General features: G+C 52.7%; 14 protein-coding genes. 2 read left to right on the top strand and 12 right to left on the bottom strand.

From position 1 onward, the window contains the following. Positions 1-70 precede the first annotated feature (70 nt). The 12 genes from DW089_RS11425 to DW089_RS03860 all read right to left on the bottom strand — a co-directional run bounded on the left by DW089_RS11425 (position 71) and on the right by DW089_RS03860 (position 13691). Positions 71-277 carry a hypothetical protein gene (locus DW089_RS11425; protein ID WP_146109049.1) on the bottom strand — a complete coding sequence of 69 codons (207 nt, stop codon included), beginning with the start codon at positions 275-277 and terminating at the stop codon, positions 71-73. A 125-nt stretch (positions 278-402) separates the two neighbouring features. Continuing rightward, positions 403-2160 carry a sigma-54-dependent Fis family transcriptional regulator gene (locus DW089_RS03900; protein WP_105327406.1) on the bottom strand — a complete coding sequence of 586 codons (1758 nt, stop codon included), beginning with the start codon at positions 2158-2160 and terminating at the stop codon, positions 403-405. Between the two features lie 201 nt (positions 2161-2361). Next, positions 2362-4119 (bottom strand): sigma-54-dependent Fis family transcriptional regulator, encoded by a 1758-nt coding sequence (locus tag DW089_RS03895; protein ID WP_118286818.1) that lies wholly within the window; start codon positions 4117-4119, stop codon positions 2362-2364. A 73-nt stretch (positions 4120-4192) separates the two neighbouring features. Then, complete coding sequence (locus DW089_RS03890) at positions 4193-5137, bottom strand: sugar phosphate isomerase/epimerase (protein WP_105326549.1); 945 nt, start codon at positions 5135-5137, stop codon at positions 4193-4195. 55 nt (positions 5138-5192) lie between these two features. After that, on the bottom strand, positions 5193-5909 hold the full coding sequence (locus tag DW089_RS03885; RefSeq protein ID WP_105326550.1) for an AraC family transcriptional regulator: 717 nt from the start codon (positions 5907-5909) through the stop codon (positions 5193-5195). A gap of 58 nt (positions 5910-5967) precedes the next feature. Then, complete coding sequence (locus DW089_RS03880; protein ID WP_118286817.1) at positions 5968-7608, bottom strand: BCCT family transporter; 1641 nt, start codon at positions 7606-7608, stop codon at positions 5968-5970. Positions 7609-7948: 340 nt separating this feature from the next. Beyond that, a complete protein-coding gene (locus tag DW089_RS03875) occupies positions 7949-8215 on the bottom strand; it encodes a hypothetical protein (RefSeq protein WP_147351150.1) in 267 nt (88 codons plus the stop codon). Positions 8216-8719: 504 nt separating this feature from the next. Next, complete coding sequence (locus DW089_RS03870) at positions 8720-9241, bottom strand: radical SAM protein (RefSeq protein WP_199614557.1); 522 nt, start codon at positions 9239-9241, stop codon at positions 8720-8722. Continuing rightward, positions 9168-9500, bottom strand: coding sequence for a 4Fe-4S cluster-binding domain-containing protein (locus DW089_RS11420; protein ID WP_199614556.1), 333 nt, complete (start codon positions 9498-9500; stop codon positions 9168-9170). Before DW089_RS11420 ends, DW089_RS03870 begins: the two co-directional genes overlap by 74 nt. A 28-nt stretch (positions 9501-9528) precedes the next feature. Continuing rightward, positions 9529-11934, bottom strand: a complete 2406-nt coding sequence (locus tag DW089_RS03865; RefSeq protein WP_105326552.1) for a pyruvate formate lyase family protein — start codon at positions 11932-11934, stop codon at positions 9529-9531. A gap of 85 nt (positions 11935-12019) precedes the next feature. Then, the gene (locus tag DW089_RS11320) at positions 12020-12352 is read right to left on the bottom strand and encodes a hypothetical protein (RefSeq protein ID WP_158572322.1); all 333 of its coding nucleotides are present in this window, start codon (positions 12350-12352) and stop codon (positions 12020-12022) included. A 70-nt stretch (positions 12353-12422) separates the two neighbouring features. After that, on the bottom strand, positions 12423-13691 hold the full coding sequence (locus tag DW089_RS03860; protein ID WP_105326554.1) for an NAD/NADP-dependent octopine/nopaline dehydrogenase family protein: 1269 nt from the start codon (positions 13689-13691) through the stop codon (positions 12423-12425). A 505-nt stretch (positions 13692-14196) separates the two neighbouring features. On the opposite strand from DW089_RS03860, the gene nifJ reads away from it, so the two are divergent. After that, positions 14197-17703, top strand: a complete 3507-nt coding sequence (gene nifJ / locus DW089_RS03855; protein WP_118286815.1) for a pyruvate:ferredoxin (flavodoxin) oxidoreductase — start codon at positions 14197-14199, stop codon at positions 17701-17703. 80 nt (positions 17704-17783) lie between these two features. Then, positions 17784-19262 (top strand): 4-hydroxyphenylacetate 3-hydroxylase family protein, encoded by a 1479-nt coding sequence (locus tag DW089_RS03850; protein WP_118286814.1) that lies wholly within the window; start codon positions 17784-17786, stop codon positions 19260-19262. Positions 19263-19271 lie beyond the last annotated feature (9 nt).

Raw genomic sequence — 19271 nt, 5'->3', positions numbered from 1 at the left:
AAAACTAATGGATATACTGGTTCAAAACCGCCGTTTCAAGCCATTTTTCCAGTTTCTGTACTTTTTATTTTTACACTAAGTGCAAATAAAAAAATGAGGTTTTTGCACCTGCTGATTTTCTTTTTGCGTGCCAAATTATAGGCATTATATTTGCATAGCTGCAAATAATTTTGCTATATTTCAAGATTTTTTCCTGTCGTTTTTCTCCAGGTTTTACGCCATTTTTTATAGCAAAAGCAATTCCTATGCAAATTTTTGCGTTATTTTGCAGAGTCAATACGTCTGCTTTTTAGGCGCAAATTATTTTTCCTTTTTTTACCCTGCAAAAAGCGTTTCACAGGCAGCTGCACCCTTCACAAAAAAGCGGGGCAGGTTTCCCTGTCCCGCGGGCATGGTATGCAGTTAGCCTAAAAATTCGTTCAAATCAATGCTGTCCCGTTTGATCCGGTACTGGAGATTCTGCCGGCTCATACCCAGCTGCCGGGCAGCCGCCGAAATATTGCCGTGCTGGGCCCGGAGGGCCTGGCAGACGGCAGCCCGCTCCACTTCCCGGAGGGTCCGCTTCCGGGTCTGCCGGGTGGGTTTGGCCGGCTCCAGCCCCGGTGCAAAACTGGGGGCCACAGGATAGAAGCCCTCTGCTTCCTCTTTTTGCAGCTGGCTGATGTTTTCCGGGATGTACTCCAGGGTAATCAGGTTCCGGTCATCGGGAAGCACGTTCATGGCATACTCGATGGCGTGCTGCAGCTCCCGGACATTGCCGGGCCAATTGTAGCCCTGGAACAGCTCCAGCACCTGATTATCTATAGTGCGGACGCTTTTGTTCAGCTTCTGGTTGTAGTGCATAATAAAATGCTTGGCCAAAAGGGGAATATCCTCCAGCCGTTCCCTTAGGGGCGGGATTCTCAGGTCCACCACCCCCAGCCGATAGAACAGGTCCCGGCGAAGCTTGTGTTCCTGGAGGGCCTGCTGGGGCGTGATGTTCATATTGGACAGTACCCGGACATTCACCGGCCGCTCCGTCATGCCCCCTACCCGGCGCACCGTACCTTCCTGAAGCACCCGCAGCAGCTTGGGCTGCAGGTTCAGGTTCATGGAGTTGATTTCGTCCAAGAGCAAGGTTCCTCCGTCCGCCTGCTCAAACAGTCCCGGCCGCTGCTCGGCGCCGGTATAGGCACCCTTTTCCGTGCCAAAGAGGATCCCTTCCAGCAGGTTCTCCGGTATGGCCGCGCAGTTGATGGCCAAAAAAGGCCCATTGCTGCGCTTGCTGGCGTTGTGTATGCTCTGGGCAATCAGTTCCTTGCCGGTGCCCGTTTCCCCGTAGATCAGCACCGAGGAGGAGGACTGGGCCACGTGACGGCAGCGGTGAATCAGGGCTGCCATGGCATCACTGGCAAAGACAATATCATCAAAATGGTACTTGGCTTTCAGTACGTTCTTGTGGGAATGCCGGCCCCCGTCCTTGGTCAGGTGCAGCAGCTTTTCCTGGAGGTCGATGACCTTCTTGTGGAGCTGGTCCACGGCGCTCCAGTCCTGCATGACACTGCAGCCCCCCAGGATCTGGCCGTTTTGCACAATGGGGTAGCAGCTGGCCATAATGTCCACGCTTTTTCCCCGAAAGATGGTGTAATGCTGCCGGAAGTCCCGAACGGCTTCCCGATGCTCAATAACCCAGGGCACCCGCAGACCGTCGCCGTCCTGGCTTTGGTACACCTTGTCCAGCTTTTCCCCCACCACTCCGTAATTGGTGAGCCCGTCCATGCGCACCGCCGCATCGTTCAGGAAATAGATTCGGGACTCCTTGTCGCAGACAATCACGGACTCATTGATCTGGTTCAGGGTACTGAGCAGCATATCGTGGCAGGCTTCGTAGTCCGCTTTTTGAAACACCACCAGGCGGCAGCCCTCCGGCAGCCCCTCCACCTCGGGATCCGGACAGGGCATTACGTATTCTCCAAAAGCAGGATTGCTGTACACCCGCTCCGTCCCGGATTGGAGCAGGGGCATACAGTAGGCAGGCAGGGGCGCGCCCTTTAGTTTTCCTTCCCCGTGGAGCAGCTGGTCCCCTCTGGCATTGATGTCCAGTACCCTGCCGTCCGGGTTCAGGACCAATGCGCCCAGATTGCACTGGGACAATAAGGTAAGTGCTTCTGTGCTTTTCATGGAAAATTCCTCCGATACATATGGCTGTCTGATATTTTTAACATAGTTTAGCCAAAAAGCGGAAGTTCCTATGTAAATTTTTCTTACAAAAAAGGCTGAAAAAACATACCCCATGTCCCTAGAAAAAATGGCCTGCAAATCCATTTCCGGTTTGCAGACCATTTTTTCAATCAGTTTTCCATTTTTAAAATACTTTTTGCATCAACTCAGGAACTCATTCAAATCGATGCCATCCCGTTTGATCCGGTACTGAAGGTTCTGCCGACTCATGCCCAGCTGCCGGGCTGCCGCCGAAATATTCCCCTGGTGGTGGCGCAGGGCCTGGTAGACCGCTGCCCGCTCCACTTCCCGCAGGGTCCGCTTTTTGGCATACTTATCCCGCTTGGGCTTGTCGTAGGGGGCGATCAGCCCCGGCTGAACAGGATAGAAGGCGTCCTTCTCCTCCTGCTGGACCTGGACAATATTCTCCGGAATGTAGTCCAGGGTAATCATGTTCCGGTCATCCGGCAGCACGTTCATGGCAAACTCGATGGCGTGCTGCAGCTCCCGGACATTGCCGGGCCAGTTGTAGCTCTGGAACAGCTCCAGCACCTGGGCATCCACGTTCCGGACGTTTTTGTTCAGCTTCTGGTTGTAGAGCATAATAAAATGCTTAGCCAAAAGAGGTACGTCCTCCATGCGCTCCCGCAGGGGCGGCACCCGAAGATCCACCACCCCCAACCGGTAGAACAGGTCCCGGCGCAGCTTGTGCTCCTCCAGGGCCTGCTGGGGAGTAATGTTCATGTTGGACAGCACCCGGACGTCCACCGGATGCTCCGTCATGCCCCCTACCCGGCGCACGGTGCCTTCCTGAAGCACCCGCAGCAGCTTGGGCTGGAGGTTGATGTTCATGGAGTTGATTTCGTCCAAAAGCAGGGTCCCTCCGTCCGCCTGCTCAAACAGGCCCGGCCGCTGCTCGGCCCCGGTATAGGCCCCCTTTTCCGTGCCAAAGAGGATCCCTTCCAGCAGGTTCTCCGGAATGGCCGCACAGTTGATGGCCAAAAAGGGCCCGTCCGCCCGGCTGCTGGCGTTGTGGATGCTTTGGGCCACCAGTTCCTTCCCGGTACCTGTCTCCCCATAGATCAGGATGGAGGAAGAAGATTTGGCCACGTGGCGGCAACGCTGCATCAGGGCGGCCATGGCGTCGCTGGCAAAGATAATGTCCTCGAAATGGTATTTGGCCTTCAGCACGTTTTTATGGGCCTTTTTGCCGCCTTCTTTGGTCACGTGCAGCAGCTTTTCCTGAAGGTCGATGATTTTCTTGTGGAGCTCATCCACGGTGCTCCAGTCCTCCATCACGCTGCACCCGCCCAGCACCTGGCCGTTCTGGACAATGGGATAGCAGCTGGCCATAATGTCCACGGCCCGGCCCCGACAGGTGGTATAGTGCTGGCGCACATCCCGGAGGGGCTGCTTGTGCTCAATGACCCAGGGAACCAAGAGACCCTTGTCGTCCTGGCTCTTGTACACATTGGGCAGTTTCTCCCCTACCACCCCATAGTTGGTAAGGCCGTCCATGCGGACTGCGGCGTCATTGAGGAAGTAGATCCGGGAATCCTGGTCGCAGATGATGACGGATTCCTTGATCTGGTTCAGGGCGCTGAGGAGCATATCGTGACAGGCCTCATAATCGGTCTTCTGGAAGACCAGGAACCGGTACCCTTCCGGCAGATCCTCCAGGGTGGGCGTGGGGCAGCGGGCAATGTACTCCCCAAACGCCGGGTTCCCGTACACCCGCTCCTCCACCGGCTGGAGCAGGGGCACGGCGCAGGCGGGCAGGGGCGCCCCCTCCAGTTTGCCGTCCCCATGGAGCAGCTCATCCCCCCGGGCATTGATTTTGCGTACCTGTCCGTCCAGATCCAGGATCAGCGCCCCCAGACCGCATTGGGACAGGGCTGTAAGTGCCTCCGACCATTTCATGACATTTTCCTCCCATCAAAAGGTTTCCGCCTTAGGGACAAAAAGCCTGCCGCCGAAGCGACAGGCTTTCCTCTTAGCGGTTGGTTCCGATATCCAGAACTTCGTGCATGTATTTGATGCTCTTGCGCATAGCGGCAATTTCTTCTTTCCGGCCGTCTTCCAGGGTGTAACCGCTCAGGGGCAGTTCGATTTCCAGGTCGATGGTATCCAGTTCTTCCGGAGCTTCAGCGCGCAGGATCTTCATGACTTCGATTACATCCACATCCCCGTCGCCAATGGCGCAGCCCAGGGAATGGGTGCCGTCAGGATCGGCAAATACCCGGTTGTCGCAGAAGTGTACGCAGTAGGCATAGGGAGCCATTTTCCGTACGCATTCTTCAATGCCTTCGGCCAGCATCAGGGAGTTTATGGTATCGCAGCAGGCACCAATCAGAGGATGGTTCAATTGTTTTACCATCCAGATCACTTCGTCGGAGAACAGGTCGCAGTGGTTTTCGATGGCAATCTTCATGCCGTATTTTTCAATAGTAGGAATGTTCTTCTTGAAATCCAGGACAATCTTGGCCATTTGTTCCATGGCTTCCGGGCACATGGAAGCGTGGGAAATGGGATGGGGATGTTCCACGTCGGTGCTGAATTTCACCAGTTTGGCCCCAATAGCATGGCCGATTTCCAGAGCGTCTTCGATGGTAGCATTAACCCGGGGATCGGAAGGAGCGTTGAAGGAAATGTTCAGTTCCAGTTCTACGCCGTGTTCTTCAGCTTCCTTTTTCACCTTGGCCAGATGTTCCGGCGTGGTATCGTTGTTCAGGTCTACCAGGGTAATATGCAGTACCTGGATGCCTTCTTTTACAGCCAGGTCCATCAAATCTTCCAGGGTGCCGGCCTTTTCAAAAGCGTAATGCTTGCCTTCGCTTTGGAAGCCCCAGCTTTCGCCGTAGCCGCTCAAATGCAGGGTGTAGCTGTGCATCCCCAGTTTAAATTGTCTCTTGGCGTTCTTTCCCGTGATTTTGCTCATGTGATTTCTCTCCTATCATTATTGAAATTTGAAAAACAAATAAAAGCCTTTCGCATCAGCCAATATCTTTAATGCCATGTTCTTCCCGGAACACTTTGGGCGGTTTCCCCGTAATGCTGTGGAAGGCCCGGGTAAAGGTGGAGTTGCTGCTGTAGCCCACCATAACGGCAATCTCCATCATGGTATGGTTGGATTCTAACAACAATTCCTTGGCTCGGTCAATCCGCATTTTCCGCAGATACAGGCTGGGGGAACAACCGGTTTGCTGTTTGAACCAGTCGTTGTAGTAGGTGACGTTGTAGTTTTCCATTTCCGCCAACTGGTTGACGGTAATGGGCAGGTCATAATGCTCGGTGAGATAGCGAATGGACGGAGCAGCGCAGTTTTCCAGCAGTTTGCTGTACAGGAAGCTGTACAGGTAGCGTACGGACTGGCTGTTAGGATTCTGTTTCAGTTCCTTTTGGATCAGGTCCACCAGTTCCGTAATCTGGCCGCACATGGAGACAACCACCGGATAGGACAGCAGCTCTGCGTCCCGGTCCTCGGTGCTGATTTCCGTCAGGTTGATTACCAGAAGTTTGCCGCTGTAGCTGCATTGGTGATCGGTTTCCGCCGGAATCAGGCACAGTTCCTGGGGCGTTACCTTGTACTCCACATCACCAATCTGAATGTCCATGGTACGTTCCAGGGGCACCAGAATTTGCGGATACGCATGGTCATGTTCCCCATAACATTCATGATACAGTTGGATATCAAACTTTTGATTCAGCATTGTCTCCCTCTCCTCTTTCTCACCGAACTGTCTCTCTCAGTTCTGTTTACTTGCGTTATCAATAATCAGAATACGGATATTGGTGAATCACTACATCCAGCCCTCTGACCTTGGCAGAAATGTTGCCGGAAGGGGCAACCACTTCGTCCACCACCGGTGCGGTGCTGATTCTATGGCTCTTGGAGGCCAGCAGGGGTTTTTCCAGTTTGAAGATGATCAGGCACAGCCACAGGGTGGGCAGGGTCATAAGCAGGCCGCCGATGTTCAAGAGGCCCTTAACGGCTTCCATACCACCGGAGACTACCAGCAGGTAGGCCACTGCGGAAATGGCAGTACCCAGGATAATTTTCATCACCTTGGGAGGCTCAGAGTCGATTTCCTGGCCATGAACACACAGGGTGGACAGGGCGGAAGTGTTGGGGTCTGCCAGGGTAATGAAGGACAGGCATACGGTAATCAGGAAAATCAGCTGTACCACTTTGCCGCCGGGCATGGTGCCCAGTACCTGGTACCGGGTGGTCTGCATGCCTTCCTGCTGGATCATGGCCCAGACATCCATAATGCCGCTGGTTTGTACGTACATGCTTTGGCCAGCGAAGATGGCGATGAACAGGCAGCAGAACAGGGACGGAACCAGGATTTCTACCAGGAGGAATTCCCGGACGGTATGGCCTTTGCCCAGCCGGGCCAGGAACATGCCGATAACCGGTGCGTAAATGAAGAAGGAATTCCAGAAGGTGATGGGCCATTCGTTAGGCCATTGGTCCATAGGAGCCATGGTATTGTTGATGGTGATCTTGCCCCAGAAGTTGTCCATGATTTGGCCCATGGCTTCGGTGCCGATTTTGCCAATGAATTCGGAGTTGCCGGTGAGCACTACGTAGATCATCAAGCCAAAGAAGCAGAACATGCAGGCGGTGGATACGTAGGTCAGGCCTTTGTTGATGCCGGTAATACAGGAAATGATGAAGAAGGCTGCCACGGCTACGGTCAGGAAGAAGTACATCACAGGTCCCTGGGTGACGCCGAAAACGGCGTTGATGCCGCCGGAAATCTGCATCAGGCCGGCTGCCATGGAGTTGGATACGCCGCAGGCCACTGCATAACCGCACAGGATGTGCAGGATGGTGGTTACCCGGCGGTGCACCTTGCCGGTGGTTTCATACACCATGGGTCCCATGGACAGGGATTTCTGGTAGTTGAAGCACAGCAGGGCGAAAGCGGTAGCAGGCAGGGAATAGATGAAGTACTGGACGAAGGACCAGTGGAACATGGCCTGGCTGACAGCGAAGATGGCTGTATCCCGGCTTCCTGCTGCTGCATGGATGGCAACGGGCGGCTTCATAAAGTGGAACATAGGTTCGCCCATGGCCCAGTACAGCAGGCCGCAGCCGATACCGCCGCAGATGGAAATGGACCACCACTGCCAGGTGGTGAAGTCGGGCTTGGCATCGATGCCCCCGATCTTAACGTCCCCCCATTTAAACACAATCAATACCAGACCGAGAATAACGGTCAGCACGGACAGGGAATTGATCCACCAGCCGAAGTGGTCCCCGATGTAGTAGGTACTGGTTGACATGACTGCGCCGAATTGCTTGGTGAAAAATACACCAAGGATGATTTCCGCGGCCAGCAGCAGTCCGATGACTACCAGCACTTCCGTGTAAATCTTGCCTTTCAGATTTTCTTCCGGCATTTTGCGATTCCTCCTCTTTTTGGTTTCTCCTCTATATTGGAGCCCTCTCTCCAATCTCTACACTTTTATATATTGCAAAAACCATGCCAACTTTTTTAGTTGTCTGAAAATGTTTTGTTTTCTTATAATTCAAACTTGTCAAATTAGCTTATTTGCTAGCTTTCTGATTTTATGTACATTTTTTGGTTGCATATGGGCAAAGACTTTTGCCTTTCCAAAAACCTGTTCAGATCTCTCTTGCATGCAAATTTTTTTGCTTTTCTTTGCGCAAAAAGTTTCTGCTGCAAAATTTTTGCAGGTATTTGATAAAGGCGCATTTTTCCTAGCTTTTTTCTGCAATTTACCCTAAAATCCGCAAAACGTTTTTTGCGGCTAACTTATGGATAATAATTCTTATTTTGCGCCAGGAAAAACTTTGCAAAAAAGCTGTGTTTCCGGCTATTTTTTGCGGTTTTTGCCAATAGGCAGCAACTCCCCCAGGTCTCCTGCCGGAAACCTTTTCCGGCGCCCATTTTCCCACACAGAAATTTTGTTTTTCTATTTTTAGGGTTTCCTGCTGGTTTGGCTTCGGCTTCAGGCTGGAAATATCCCCCTTCTCATAGTCCATTTTTCTGCAGAAAAGGCCGGGAAGCATTTCTCAAGAGAGAAGCTTCCCGGCCTGAAAAAATGGTACTGTGAAAAAACGAAACTTCCTCAGTCATCCTATAGGCTGACAGCTCCTGAGTGGTTCGCATTATGCCAATCAGCTTCGCTCTCCGAGCTCGCTTCTTGGAATGCTATCACATGGCTCATATTAACCAATAGTCCCTTAAAAAGCTGATGGACTATTGGATATGAGCGCAACGCTTGAAGGAGCCGTTCAGACCCATCAGGTTTCCAGTGTTTAACAATACCAGCATCATAGTTCCGGCATTAGTTGACCAGTAGTGGCCTAGCATGCCACCTTCAAGCGCTCAGGAGGTAGGGCCCGCAGGGCCTCGGAAGAAGTTTCGATGTGCGGATATGGCTTGAAACAAATGAACACTAAAAAAGGGTGCTGCGAAAAATGAGCTTTCATTTTTTCGCAGCACCCTTTACACCCTTGCGGGCAGCCGATCGAAATACAGTTGTCTTACAGCACCACGTTATCCAGATACTGTTTCAGGAATTCCTGGCACCATTCCATATGCTCCGGAGTGGGAGACGGAACGCCTGCCAGCTTGTAATCCCGGCCCAGTTTCTGATAGGTGCTTTCCCCCAGCCGGTGATACGGCAGCAGCTGGAGGTGCACCAGCCGTTTCAGACTGGCACAGAATTCGCCGATCTTCGCCAGCTCAGCCTCGGTATCATTGATACCGGGAATCAGCGGGGTCCGAATAATCAGCCGGAAAGGATTGGGATCCTTATCCATAGCCCGGAAGTTATCCAGGATAATTTCATTGGTGATCCCGCAGTGCTCCTTATGGAGCGCAGGGGTCACGGCTTTTAAATCCGCATACACGGTATTGATGTAGGGAAGCAGGGATTGCAGAGCATTCCAGGGTCCAAACAGGCTGGTTTCCACAGCCGTATTGATGCCTTCATCCGTGCAATTGTGAAGAAGTTCCCGGGCGAAGCAGGGCTGGGCCAGCAGCTCCCCGCCGGAGATGGTCATCCCGCCCCCCGGTCATGAAGTAGAACGGGCTATCCTTCCGGACTTCAGTCATCACTTCCCCTACGGTCATTTTCTTGCCATAGGTAGTTTTGCCATCCTGGGTGGTTTCCTGGTGGAAATTCTGGCTTTCCGGGGTGGAGTACCATTCGCATTGCAGCGGGCACCCCTTCAAAAATACCACCGTTCTCATACCGTCCCCATCGTGAATGGAAGACCTTTCAATCCGCAGGACCATCCCTGCCAGCTGTTCCGCAACCATACTCCCCACATCCTCTCAAATAATCCGCTTATTTAGCCACGCAGCATTTGTCTACATGCCACTTGTTGATTTCGGTACGTCCAATGATTTCGTCCTGGGTTTCCTTGCTCAGTTCAACGAAGAAGGCGGTGTAGCCAGCTACACGGATCAGCAGATCCCGGTGGTTTTCCGGATGCTTCTGGGCGTCAATCAGGGTATCCCGGTCTACGCAGTTGATCTGTACATGGTATACATCCAACAGGTTCATGGTCTTCAGCATGTTCATGGCGTTCACCATGCCGCCGTTGCCTTTAATCAGTTCCGGTTCGAACTTCATGTTCAGCTGGGTGCCCTGGGTATAACGAGCATGCGGCAGATGGCTTACGGATTTCAGCAGTGCGGTAGGACCATTCACGTCGGTACCGCCGGTAGCGCCGATACCATCGGTCAGAGGGGTCTTGGCTTTACGGCCGGAAGGCAGTGCGCCAACCCATTCACCAATAGGAGTGTTGCCGGATACAGGCAGCATGCCCATGGTCATCTTACCAAACTTGGTGTTGTATTTTTCGAACTGGTCAGCTACGTGAGTGTAGATAGCGCCTACGCAGAAGTCAGCTTTGGGATCATCGTTGCCGTACTTGGGAGCTTCCAGGCACAGTTTCTGCACGTCTTCATAGCCTACGAAGTTGGCATCCAGGGCCTTGATCAGGGTATCCATGGAAACTTTCTTGGTATCGTAAACCAGGTACTTCACATCGGCGATGGAGTTGATGATATCTGCCTGGCCAACGGTGATAACGCCGCCGCCTGCGCTGTATTTGGCACCGCCGGGCTGGCTGTAATCCAAGCCGGATTCCATGCAGTGTTCATAGCTCAGGGACAGGGCAGGTACTGGACGATAGCGCATGCTCAGGTAATCCAGCAGCTGGTTGCCGCTGACGATAACGTCTACCGCATAGTCGATATGTTTCATTACGGCATTCCAGAAATCGTCAAAGGTCTTGAAGTTCCGGGGATCGCCGGTGGAAACGGATACCCGTTTGCCGGTAATGCGGCTGACGCCGTCGTTCAGGGCCAGTTCAACCATGGCGCCCATGTTGATATCGGCAATATCGGTATATTGTTTCATACGGCCGGACAGGTTGGTTTCTACGCAGCCGCAGGGGTTCCAATCCCAAGCTTCACGCAGGGGCACGCCCTTGTTCTGCATCATGGAGATACCAACTTGGTTGGAGTAGATGGCCGGCATGGTCAGGCCGCGGCTGATGGATTCAACAGCCTTGTGCAGCAGGGAATCCGGGTTCTTGGCAATATCATAGGTGAAGCCCAGGTTCGGTTCCTTGAAGCGGACATCTTCGGTAGCTTGGATCATCATGTAGGACAATTCGTTGGAAGCATCGTTGCCATATTGGTCAATACCGCCGCAGGAGGTTTGTACCGTGATGCAGTAACCAGCAGCATATTGGGCGGTTACTTCATCCTGGAACAGGGACATTTCAGCAATCTTGATCCACAGGCAGTCCAGCAGTTCCTGTGCGTCATCGTCGGTGAGGATACCAGCAGCCTTGTCGGCTTTGTAGTACGGATACAGGTATTGGTCCAGACGGCCCAGGTTGTAGGAAGAAGCGTTCTGTTCCATGAAGATTGCATATTCGTAGGACAGCATGCTTTGACAAGCTTCGTAGAAGGTGCGGGCAGGATGTTCAGGCACCCAGCGGCAAACTTCTGCAATCTTCAAGAGTTCCTGTTTCCGGGTTTCGTCCTTTTCTTCAGCAGCCATCTTTTCGGCCAGGTCTGCATGACGGTTGGCCAGGAGAACGATGGCATCGCAGTCCATGATTTCTGCTTTGTAGAAGTAGCTCTTTTCCAGATCGCCAGGGTTGGCATCGTCCAGTTTAGCCAGGGCTTCTTCGGCTTCCTTCTTGATGCCGCCCAAGCCTTTGGTCAGGATGCGGGTCCAGCCCGGGGTATTTTCGCCATAGCCGCGGACGGCTTTCCGGTCGATATAAATGATGCCGTTGTCCCGCAGGGTGTTCATATCCTGGGGAGCCATCAGACGCCAGCGGTCAAACAAGCATTTGTTCTTCCAGTAATCGGAAACATCTTCCTTGAAGACCTTCTTGCCTTCTTCGCTCAGGTAGAACGGGTCATAGGGACGGGTACTGATGGTATCCAATTCCCGGTCAATGATGGAAGCAGAGCTGTCAGCGCACAGAACGCCGGCACGGGGTTTAAAGGCTACGCCGCCGACCAACAGTTCATGGGGCAGAATGTAGATGTTCTTATCTCTGCACTGATGATAATACCCAGTGGCCTTTTGGATGATCCAGGGTTGTCCTTCAGATTCCTTGAAGCCTTCGGTCAAATACTTTGCGTTGTAAACGTCCATGTCCACCCGGGTTTCCAGGTACTGTTTGCGCAATGCTTCAATCCGTTTCAAATACTCTTTTGCCATGATAAAACTCCTCCTTATCACTTTCCGGCTATCGACTGCCAACACTTACGGGCCAATTTCTTTTTTGGAGACCTCTCCAATGCTTTCACCTATATGTATTGCAAAAACCGTGCCAATTTAAAAAATCTTTTGTCAGCATTGCCTGTACTTTGCCAATTTTCAGGTAATTCAGTCTTGAAAACCCGCACGGGCTGTGCCTTCCGGGGACTTTGCCCCTTTTGGGAAGAAAATCCTGTTTTCCTGATTTCCAGTACAATTTCAGGGCCAAAGAGCAGCCAAACTGCAAAAAATAACGGCTTTTGGCTAAATTATTTTTGCATGCCCGCAAATTGTTTTGCGCAAAATATTCTGACATTTGCGGTTTTTGCAGGAGTAACAGGATTCGTTTTTTCGGGGATTTTTGCTGCTTTTCACGCAAAAAACAGGAACTGCCGGCTCCCAAGGGAACCAGCAGCTCCTGCTATATATGATGCTAAACAAGCTTCCTATTATTTTTTCGGGGTGAAGACGCCTTCACGCAGGTATTTCTGCAGTTGTTCGTCGTTCATGTGGCCGATATCCAGGTAATCCAGGGTGTACTTGCTTTCGCCAGCCAGGTCGCGTTTCAGCATGGTGGAAGCCAGCAGGATCATAGCATCGATGATCGGGGTCTTTACGCCGTATTTCTTGCCCAATTGGCTCATCAGGTAGCAGCCAACAGGAACGTCTTCAGTGATGTAGCGGTTTTCCAGGTCGAACGGGCCATCGCCGAAGAAGTTTTCGTATCTTTCGTTAAAGGGAACTGCGAAGTCAGGGCCCATGTATTCTTTGCCGTACATGGTGGTACGGGAGAAGAAGTCTTCATAGTTTACAGTGCACAGGCCGATGTTCATAGCTTTGGCCAATTCTTTTTCTTCTTCCCAGAATTGAGCTTGTACTTCAGCAATGCCGGGGCACAGAGCGAAACCATACAGGGAGTAGTTCTTCTTTTCTTGACCCAGAACGGTGTCGAAGTTCTGCATGGTGGATACGCCCAGAACGGTGCCAGGAACGTGGATTACAGGGTTAACGTTGGACAGGTTGATATCCAGAACGGTGTTGCCGGTTACGAAACCATGATGGTATTCGCTGCCGTCTTTAGCAACCGTTACTTCGCCTTCAGCGTCCATGATGGCGCCGAATGCAGGAATGTACCAAGCGGAAGCCATGAAGGCATCGTTATCGGTCATAGGCAGAGCGCAGCCGCGGATGGTGGTGATTCTGTCTTCTACTTTGCATTCGTTGGTGGTAACGCCGCCGCGTTTTACAACACGGATGCCGTAAGGAGCAGTGTACCAAGCACCTACGATGACTTTCTTGGTGCAGTTCAGTTCACGCATCAATTTGCGGAAAATGAAGGTGCCACAGTTATCCGGCAGGATGTGGATGACTTGGCCATCTTCCAGCAGAGGAATCAGTTCACGGAACAGGTTTTCGTGAGCCAGAGCTACCGTAGCAACGATGATGATGCCGGCGCCTTTTACAGCTTTAGCCATGTCATCGGTAGCCAGGGCAACCTTTGCAGTGCCTTTGCGATTGTAACCAAAATAAGAGAATTGGTTGCCGCTCAGGGTAATACCGGTTTTTTCAATGTTGACGAAGTTGCGTTTTGCGAAAGCAGGTTGGTCCCAGATCCGAACTTCCTTGCCAGCCAAAGCGCAGTCAGCTGCCATGGTCTTACCAACGGCACCGCCGCCCAGAACTGCAATAGGCATGTCTTTCAAATAGCTCATATCCATTTTATATTTCCTCCTTTTACAGCTGCCGGCTCTGGCCGGGCTGTTATAAACTGCTTAGGTTTAGCGGAAGCAGCTCTTTGTTTTGTTGTCCTCATTATAGCTAGTACAGGTTTTGGGTTCTTTGCGACAACCCATTATTTTTTTGCCGTTTGTCGGATGGTTGGCAAAGGGACAAAAGCCTTCCTTATATAGCAATTTTGCTTTTTTTCTCCAACTGGCGGAAGGGATTCCTGCAAAGTCCAGGAAGCCGCACGGCGCCTTGCTTTGCGCCGTTTTCTCCTGCTTTTTTGGCATTTTTTCAGGAGGCTTTGGTGGCCTGGTGTGAAAAAAAGCAAAATATATGCGATGGAGTGCAAAGCACCGGAGGCCAAAAAAGGGTATATATGAGATAACTTCAAAAATCGGTCCGCTTGCGCCGGATCGATTGTCAGTCATTACCCAATGATTGGCTGACCCGGTGAAGCAGAAGGTTATTCTTGAACAACAATTTAAGGGAGGACGTAAAATGGCTAAGAAAATTGAGTTGATGGACGGCAACCAGGCGGCTGCCTATATCTCCTACGCATTTACCGAAGTAGCCGGTATTTTCCCCATCACCCCTTCATCTCCGATGGCAGAACACGTAGATGAATGGGCTGCAAACGGAAAGCTGAACTTATTCGGACAACCGGTTCAGGTTGTAGAAATGCAGTCTGAAGGGGGCGCTTCCGGTACCGTACACGGTGCGCTACAATCCGGTGCCTTGACCACCACCTACACCGCATCTCAGGGCCTGCTCCTGATGATCCCCAATATGTACAAGATCGCTGGCGAAATGCTGCCGGGCGTGTTCCATGTTTCCGCCCGTACCCTTTCCGCCCATGCCCTTTCCATTTTCGGTGACCACTCCGACGTAATGGCCGTCCGGAACACGGGCTTTGCCATGCTGGCATCTTCTTCTCCGCAACAGGTTATGGACTTGGGGGCTGTTGCCCACCTGGCTGCCATCCACTGCCGGATGCCGGTGCTGCATTTCTTTGATCGGTTCCGTACTTCCCACGAAATCCAAAAGATTGATGCTTTGGATTACGAAGACCTGCGGCCTTTGGTAGACTACGATGCCATCCGGGCCTTCCGCAAAAACGCTTTGAACCTGGAACATCCGGCTACCCGCGGCACCACCGTAAACCCGGATATCTTCTTCCAATGCCGGGAAGCCTGCAACCAGAGAGTGGCTGCCATTCCTGATGCTGTAGAACACTACATGCAGGGAATCAACAAACTCACCGGCCGCAGCTACCATCTGTTCAACTACTATGGCGCTGCCGATGCCGACAGAATCATCATTATGATGGGTTCCGGCGCAGAAACTGCCAAGGAAACCGTGGATTACCTGGTAGCCAAAGGCGAAAAGGTAGGCCTGATCAACGTTCATCTGTACCGTCCGTTCTCTGCCGACTACTTCCTGAAAGCCGTTCCTGCTACGGTAAAGAAAATTGCCGTACTGGATCGAACCAAGGAACCTGGCGCCATGGGCGAACCTCTGTACCAGGATGTATGCAGCATCTACAAGAACAAGGGCATTCCTATGGAAATCGTGGGCGGCCGCTACGGCTTGAGCTCCAAGGATACCACTCCTGGCCAAATCCTGGCTGTCTATGACAACCTGAAACAGGACAAACCCAAAAACGATTTCACCATCGGCATTGTGGACGATGTAACCTTCACTTCCCTGCCGGTTACCCAGGAAATCGAAACCTCTCCTGCCGGCCAGACCAGTGCAGAACTGTGGGGCATGGGTTCCGACGGCACCGTAGGCGCCAACAAGAACTCCATCAAGATCATCGGCCATACCACCGACCTATACTGCCAAGCCTACTTTGTGTACGATTCCAAGAAATCCGGCGGTCTGACCCAATCCCATCTGCGTTTTGGCAAAGAACCCATCCGTTCTCCGTACCTGGTAACCCAGGCTGACTTTGTAGCCTGCCACACCCCGTCCTACGTGCATAAATACGATATGGTAGCCAACCTGAAAGAAGGCGGCACCTTCCTGTTAAACTGCGGCTGGAGCGATGCAGAACTGGAAACCCACCTGCCGGCAACCATGAAACGGGCCCTGGCAGCCAAGAAAGCCAAGTTCTACACCATTGATGCTACCTCCATTGCCCGGGAAATTGGACTGGGGAACCGCACCAACACCATTCTGCAAGCTGCTTTCTTCAAACTGCTGAATGTCATTCCCATCGATCAGGCTGTTACTGCCATGAAAGATGCCATCTATAAGACCTACTACAAGAAAAAGGGCCAGGCAGTGGTAGACAAGAACAATGCTTCCATTGAATACGGCATTGAAAAACTGCACCAGGTAACCATTCCTGAAGCTTGGCTGACTGCTGAGGATGCTCCGGTAGAAAACAAGAACCCGGAATTCATCCAGGAAGTGGTAGAAGTCATGAACCGTCAGCAGGGCGACAGCCTGCCGATTTCCACCATCACCAAGTATGGTCTGGAAGACGGCACCTGGCCGGCTGGCACCACCAAGTACGAAAAACGTGGGGCTGCTGTGGATGTACCGGAATGGCAGCTGGATAAATGCATCCAGTGCAACCTGTGCTCCCTGGTTTGCCCGCACGCAGCCATTCGTCCTGTACTCCTGGACGCTGCTGAAAAAGCGGCTGCTCCTGCCGGCTTTGCCACCAAGAAAGCTTTGGGTGCAGGTCTTGGCCAATACGAATTCCGTATGCAGGTTTCCCCGTATGACTGCACCGGCTGCGGCAGCTGCGCCAATGTGTGCCCTGCCAAGGAAAAAGCCCTGGTGATGAAACCACTGGAAAGCCAGCTGGGCGAAGCTCCCAATTGGGATTATGCTGTAGAAACCGTTACCGTGAAGAAAGATGCGGTCAGCGACAAGAACGTCAAGAGCTCCCAGTTTGCCAAACCGTATTTCGAATTCTCCGGTGCCTGCGCTGGCTGCGGCGAAACCCCATACATCAAACTGGTTACCCAGCTGTTTGGCGACCGGATGTACATCACCAACGCTTCCGGCTGCTCCTCCGCTTACGGCGGCTCCACTCCTTCTTCCCCGTACTGCACGGACAAGAAAGGCTTCGGTCCTGCCTGGGCTATGAGCTTGTTCGAAGACAACGCTGAATACGCTTACGGCTACCTGCTGGGCCAAGATGCGGTAAAACGGGAACTGAAAGCTTCCGTTACGGCCCTGAAGGCTAAGGGCGTAGCTGTGGAAGCCTGCCAGGCTTACCTGGACAAGGCAGACGTTACGGCTGAATCCCGGAAGGTCAGCGATGATCTGCTGGCTGCCCTGGAAAACAACGCCAGCGAAGAAGCGGAATTCATCCGTCACAATAAAGAATACCTGGCCAAGAAGAGCGTTTGGGCCTTCGGCGGCGACGGCTGGGCTTACGATATCGGCTACGGCGGTTTGGACCATGTACTGGCTTCCGGCCGGGACATCAACGTACTGGTACTGGATACCGAAGTGTACTCCAACACCGGCGGTCAGGCTTCCAAGTCCACCGAAGCTGGCGCCATTGCCAAGTTTGCTGCCGGCGGCAAGGAAACCAAGAAGAAGGACCTGGGCCTGATGGCCATGAGCTATGGGTATGTGTACGTAGCCCAGGTAGCCATGGGTGCCGATCCTGCCCAAACCCTGAAAGCCATTCGGGAAGCTGAAGCTTATCCGGGCCCGTCCCTGGTTATCTGCTACTGCCCTTGCATCGAACACGGCATGAAGTGCGGCATGGGCCTCAGCCAGAACGAAGAAAAGAAAGCCGTAGAAGCTGGTTACTGGCATCTGTACCGCTTCGATCCCGACAAGAAGAAAGCCGGCGAGAATCCCTTCACCCTGGATTCCAAGAAACCCACTGGGGACTTCCGGGCCTTCCTGCTGGGCCAGAACCGGTATGCATCCTTGAAGCTGTCCTTCCCGGATAAGGCGGAAGAACTGTACAACAAGTGTGCACGGGATGCGGAAGAACGGTACAACACCTACGCAGCCCTGGCCGGCAAATAATGATATAGCCCTCTCTCTAACCGGTCCGCCTCCTTCGGGCGGCGGATCGGATTTCTTTTTCCAATAAAGGAGAACCCAAAATGACTTTGATGACTGCTGCTGAATACGTAGAAAGCCTGCGCAAGCTCCACACGAAAGTATATATGTTCGGGGAAAAGATTGATAACTGGGTGGACCATCCCATTATCCGTCCTTCCATCAACTCTGTAGCCATGACCTATGCCCTGGCCCAGGATCCCAAATACAAGGACCTGATGACCGCTACCTCCAACCTGACCGGCCATACGGTAAACCGCTTCACCCACCTGCACCAATCCACCGATGACCTGATCAAGAAGGTAAAGATGCAGCGCCTGCTGGGTCAAAAGACCGCCAGCTGCTTCCAACGCTGCGTAGGCATGGACTCCTTCAATGCCGTTTATTCCACCACCTATGAAATCGATGAAAAATACGGCACCCATTACCATGAAAACTTCAAGAAATTCCTGATCTACGTACAGGATAACGACCTGACCGTGGACGGCGCCATGACCGACCCCAAAGGGGACCGCTCCAAGGCTCCCCATGAACAAGCCGATCCCGATATGTTCGTCCATGTAGTGGAAAAACGGCCGGACGGCATTGTAGTCTGCGGCGCCAAGGTGCACCAGACCGGTTCCATCAACTCCCATTGGCACATTTTCATGCCCACCATTTCCATGAAGGAAGCGGACAAGGATTACGCCGTAAGCTTTGCCTGCCCCACCGATGCAGATGGCCTGTACATGGTCTACGGCAGACAATCCTGCGATACCCGGAAAATGGAACCCGGTGCCTGCATTGACCTGGGCAACGCCAAATTCGGCGGCCAGGAAGCCCTGGTGGTACTGGACCATGTGTTCATTCCCAACGAATACATTTTCCTCAACGGCGAATATGAATTTGCCGGCATGATGGTAGAACGGTTTGCCGGTTATCACCGTCAATCCTACGGCGGCTGCAAAGTAGGCGTAGGCGATGTGGTGATTGGGGCCGCTGCCCTGGCTGCCGAATACAACGGCGTAGAAAAAGCCAGCCACATCAAAGACAAACTGATTGAAATGACCCACCTGAACGAAACCCTGTACAGCTGCGGCATTGCCTGCTCCTGCGAAGGCTGCCCCACCAAAGCCGGGAACTACCAAATTGATATGCTGCTGGCCAACGTGTGCAAGCAGAACATCACCCGGTTCCCCTACGAAATCGTCCGCCTGGCAGAAGACATTGCCGGCGGCCTGATGGTGACCATGCCTTCCGAAACGGACTTCAAGTCCAACACGGTAGTGGGCCGCAACGGGGAAACCATCGGCGAAATCTGCAACAAGTTCTTTGCCGGCCGGCCTGACGTTTCCACCGAAGACCGTCAGCGCATCATGCGTTTCCTGGAAAATATGTGCCTGGGCGCTGCTGCTGTAGGCTACCGGACCGAATCCCTGCACGGGGCCGGTTCTCCTCAAGCCCAGCGGATCATGATTGCCCGCCAGGGGAACATCGACGGCAAAAAACAGCTGGCCAAGAATATTGCCGGCATCAAAGATTAAGCCAAAATC

The sequence above is a fragment of the Acidaminococcus sp. AM05-11 genome, assembly GCF_003472805.1.
GTDB lineage: Bacteria > Bacillota > Negativicutes > Acidaminococcales > Acidaminococcaceae > Acidaminococcus > Acidaminococcus hominis.
This window is presented reverse-complemented; position numbering and strand designations above follow the sequence as displayed.

Bases quoted from the DNA above. Each gene is read 5' to 3' on its own strand.
- DW089_RS03870 (WP_199614557.1), bottom strand. From the start codon at position 9,241: ATGACCATCTCCGGCGGGGAGCTGCTGGCCCAGCCCTGCTTCGCCCGG.
- DW089_RS03880 (WP_118286817.1), bottom strand. From the start codon at position 7,608: ATGCCGGAAGAAAATCTGAAAGGCAAGATTTACACGGAAGTGCTGGTA.
- DW089_RS03890 (WP_105326549.1), bottom strand. From the start codon at position 5,137: ATGAGCAAAATCACGGGAAAGAACGCCAAGAGACAATTTAAACTGGGG.
- DW089_RS03885 (WP_105326550.1), bottom strand. From the start codon at position 5,909: ATGCTGAATCAAAAGTTTGATATCCAACTGTATCATGAATGTTATGGG.
- DW089_RS03900 (WP_105327406.1), bottom strand. From the start codon at position 2,160: ATGAAAAGCACAGAAGCACTTACCTTATTGTCCCAGTGCAATCTGGGC.
- DW089_RS03865 (WP_105326552.1), bottom strand. From the start codon at position 11,934: ATGGCAAAAGAGTATTTGAAACGGATTGAAGCATTGCGCAAACAGTAC.
- DW089_RS03895 (WP_118286818.1), bottom strand. From the start codon at position 4,119: ATGAAATGGTCGGAGGCACTTACAGCCCTGTCCCAATGCGGTCTGGGG.
- DW089_RS11420 (WP_199614556.1), bottom strand. From the start codon at position 9,500: ATGGTTGCGGAACAGCTGGCAGGGATGGTCCTGCGGATTGAAAGGTCT.
- DW089_RS03875 (WP_147351150.1), bottom strand. From the start codon at position 8,215: ATGGACTATGAGAAGGGGGATATTTCCAGCCTGAAGCCGAAGCCAAAC.
- DW089_RS03850 (WP_118286814.1), top strand. From the start codon at position 17,784: ATGACTTTGATGACTGCTGCTGAATACGTAGAAAGCCTGCGCAAGCTC.
- nifJ (WP_118286815.1), top strand. From the start codon at position 14,197: ATGGCTAAGAAAATTGAGTTGATGGACGGCAACCAGGCGGCTGCCTAT.
- DW089_RS03860 (WP_105326554.1), bottom strand. From the start codon at position 13,691: ATGGATATGAGCTATTTGAAAGACATGCCTATTGCAGTTCTGGGCGGC.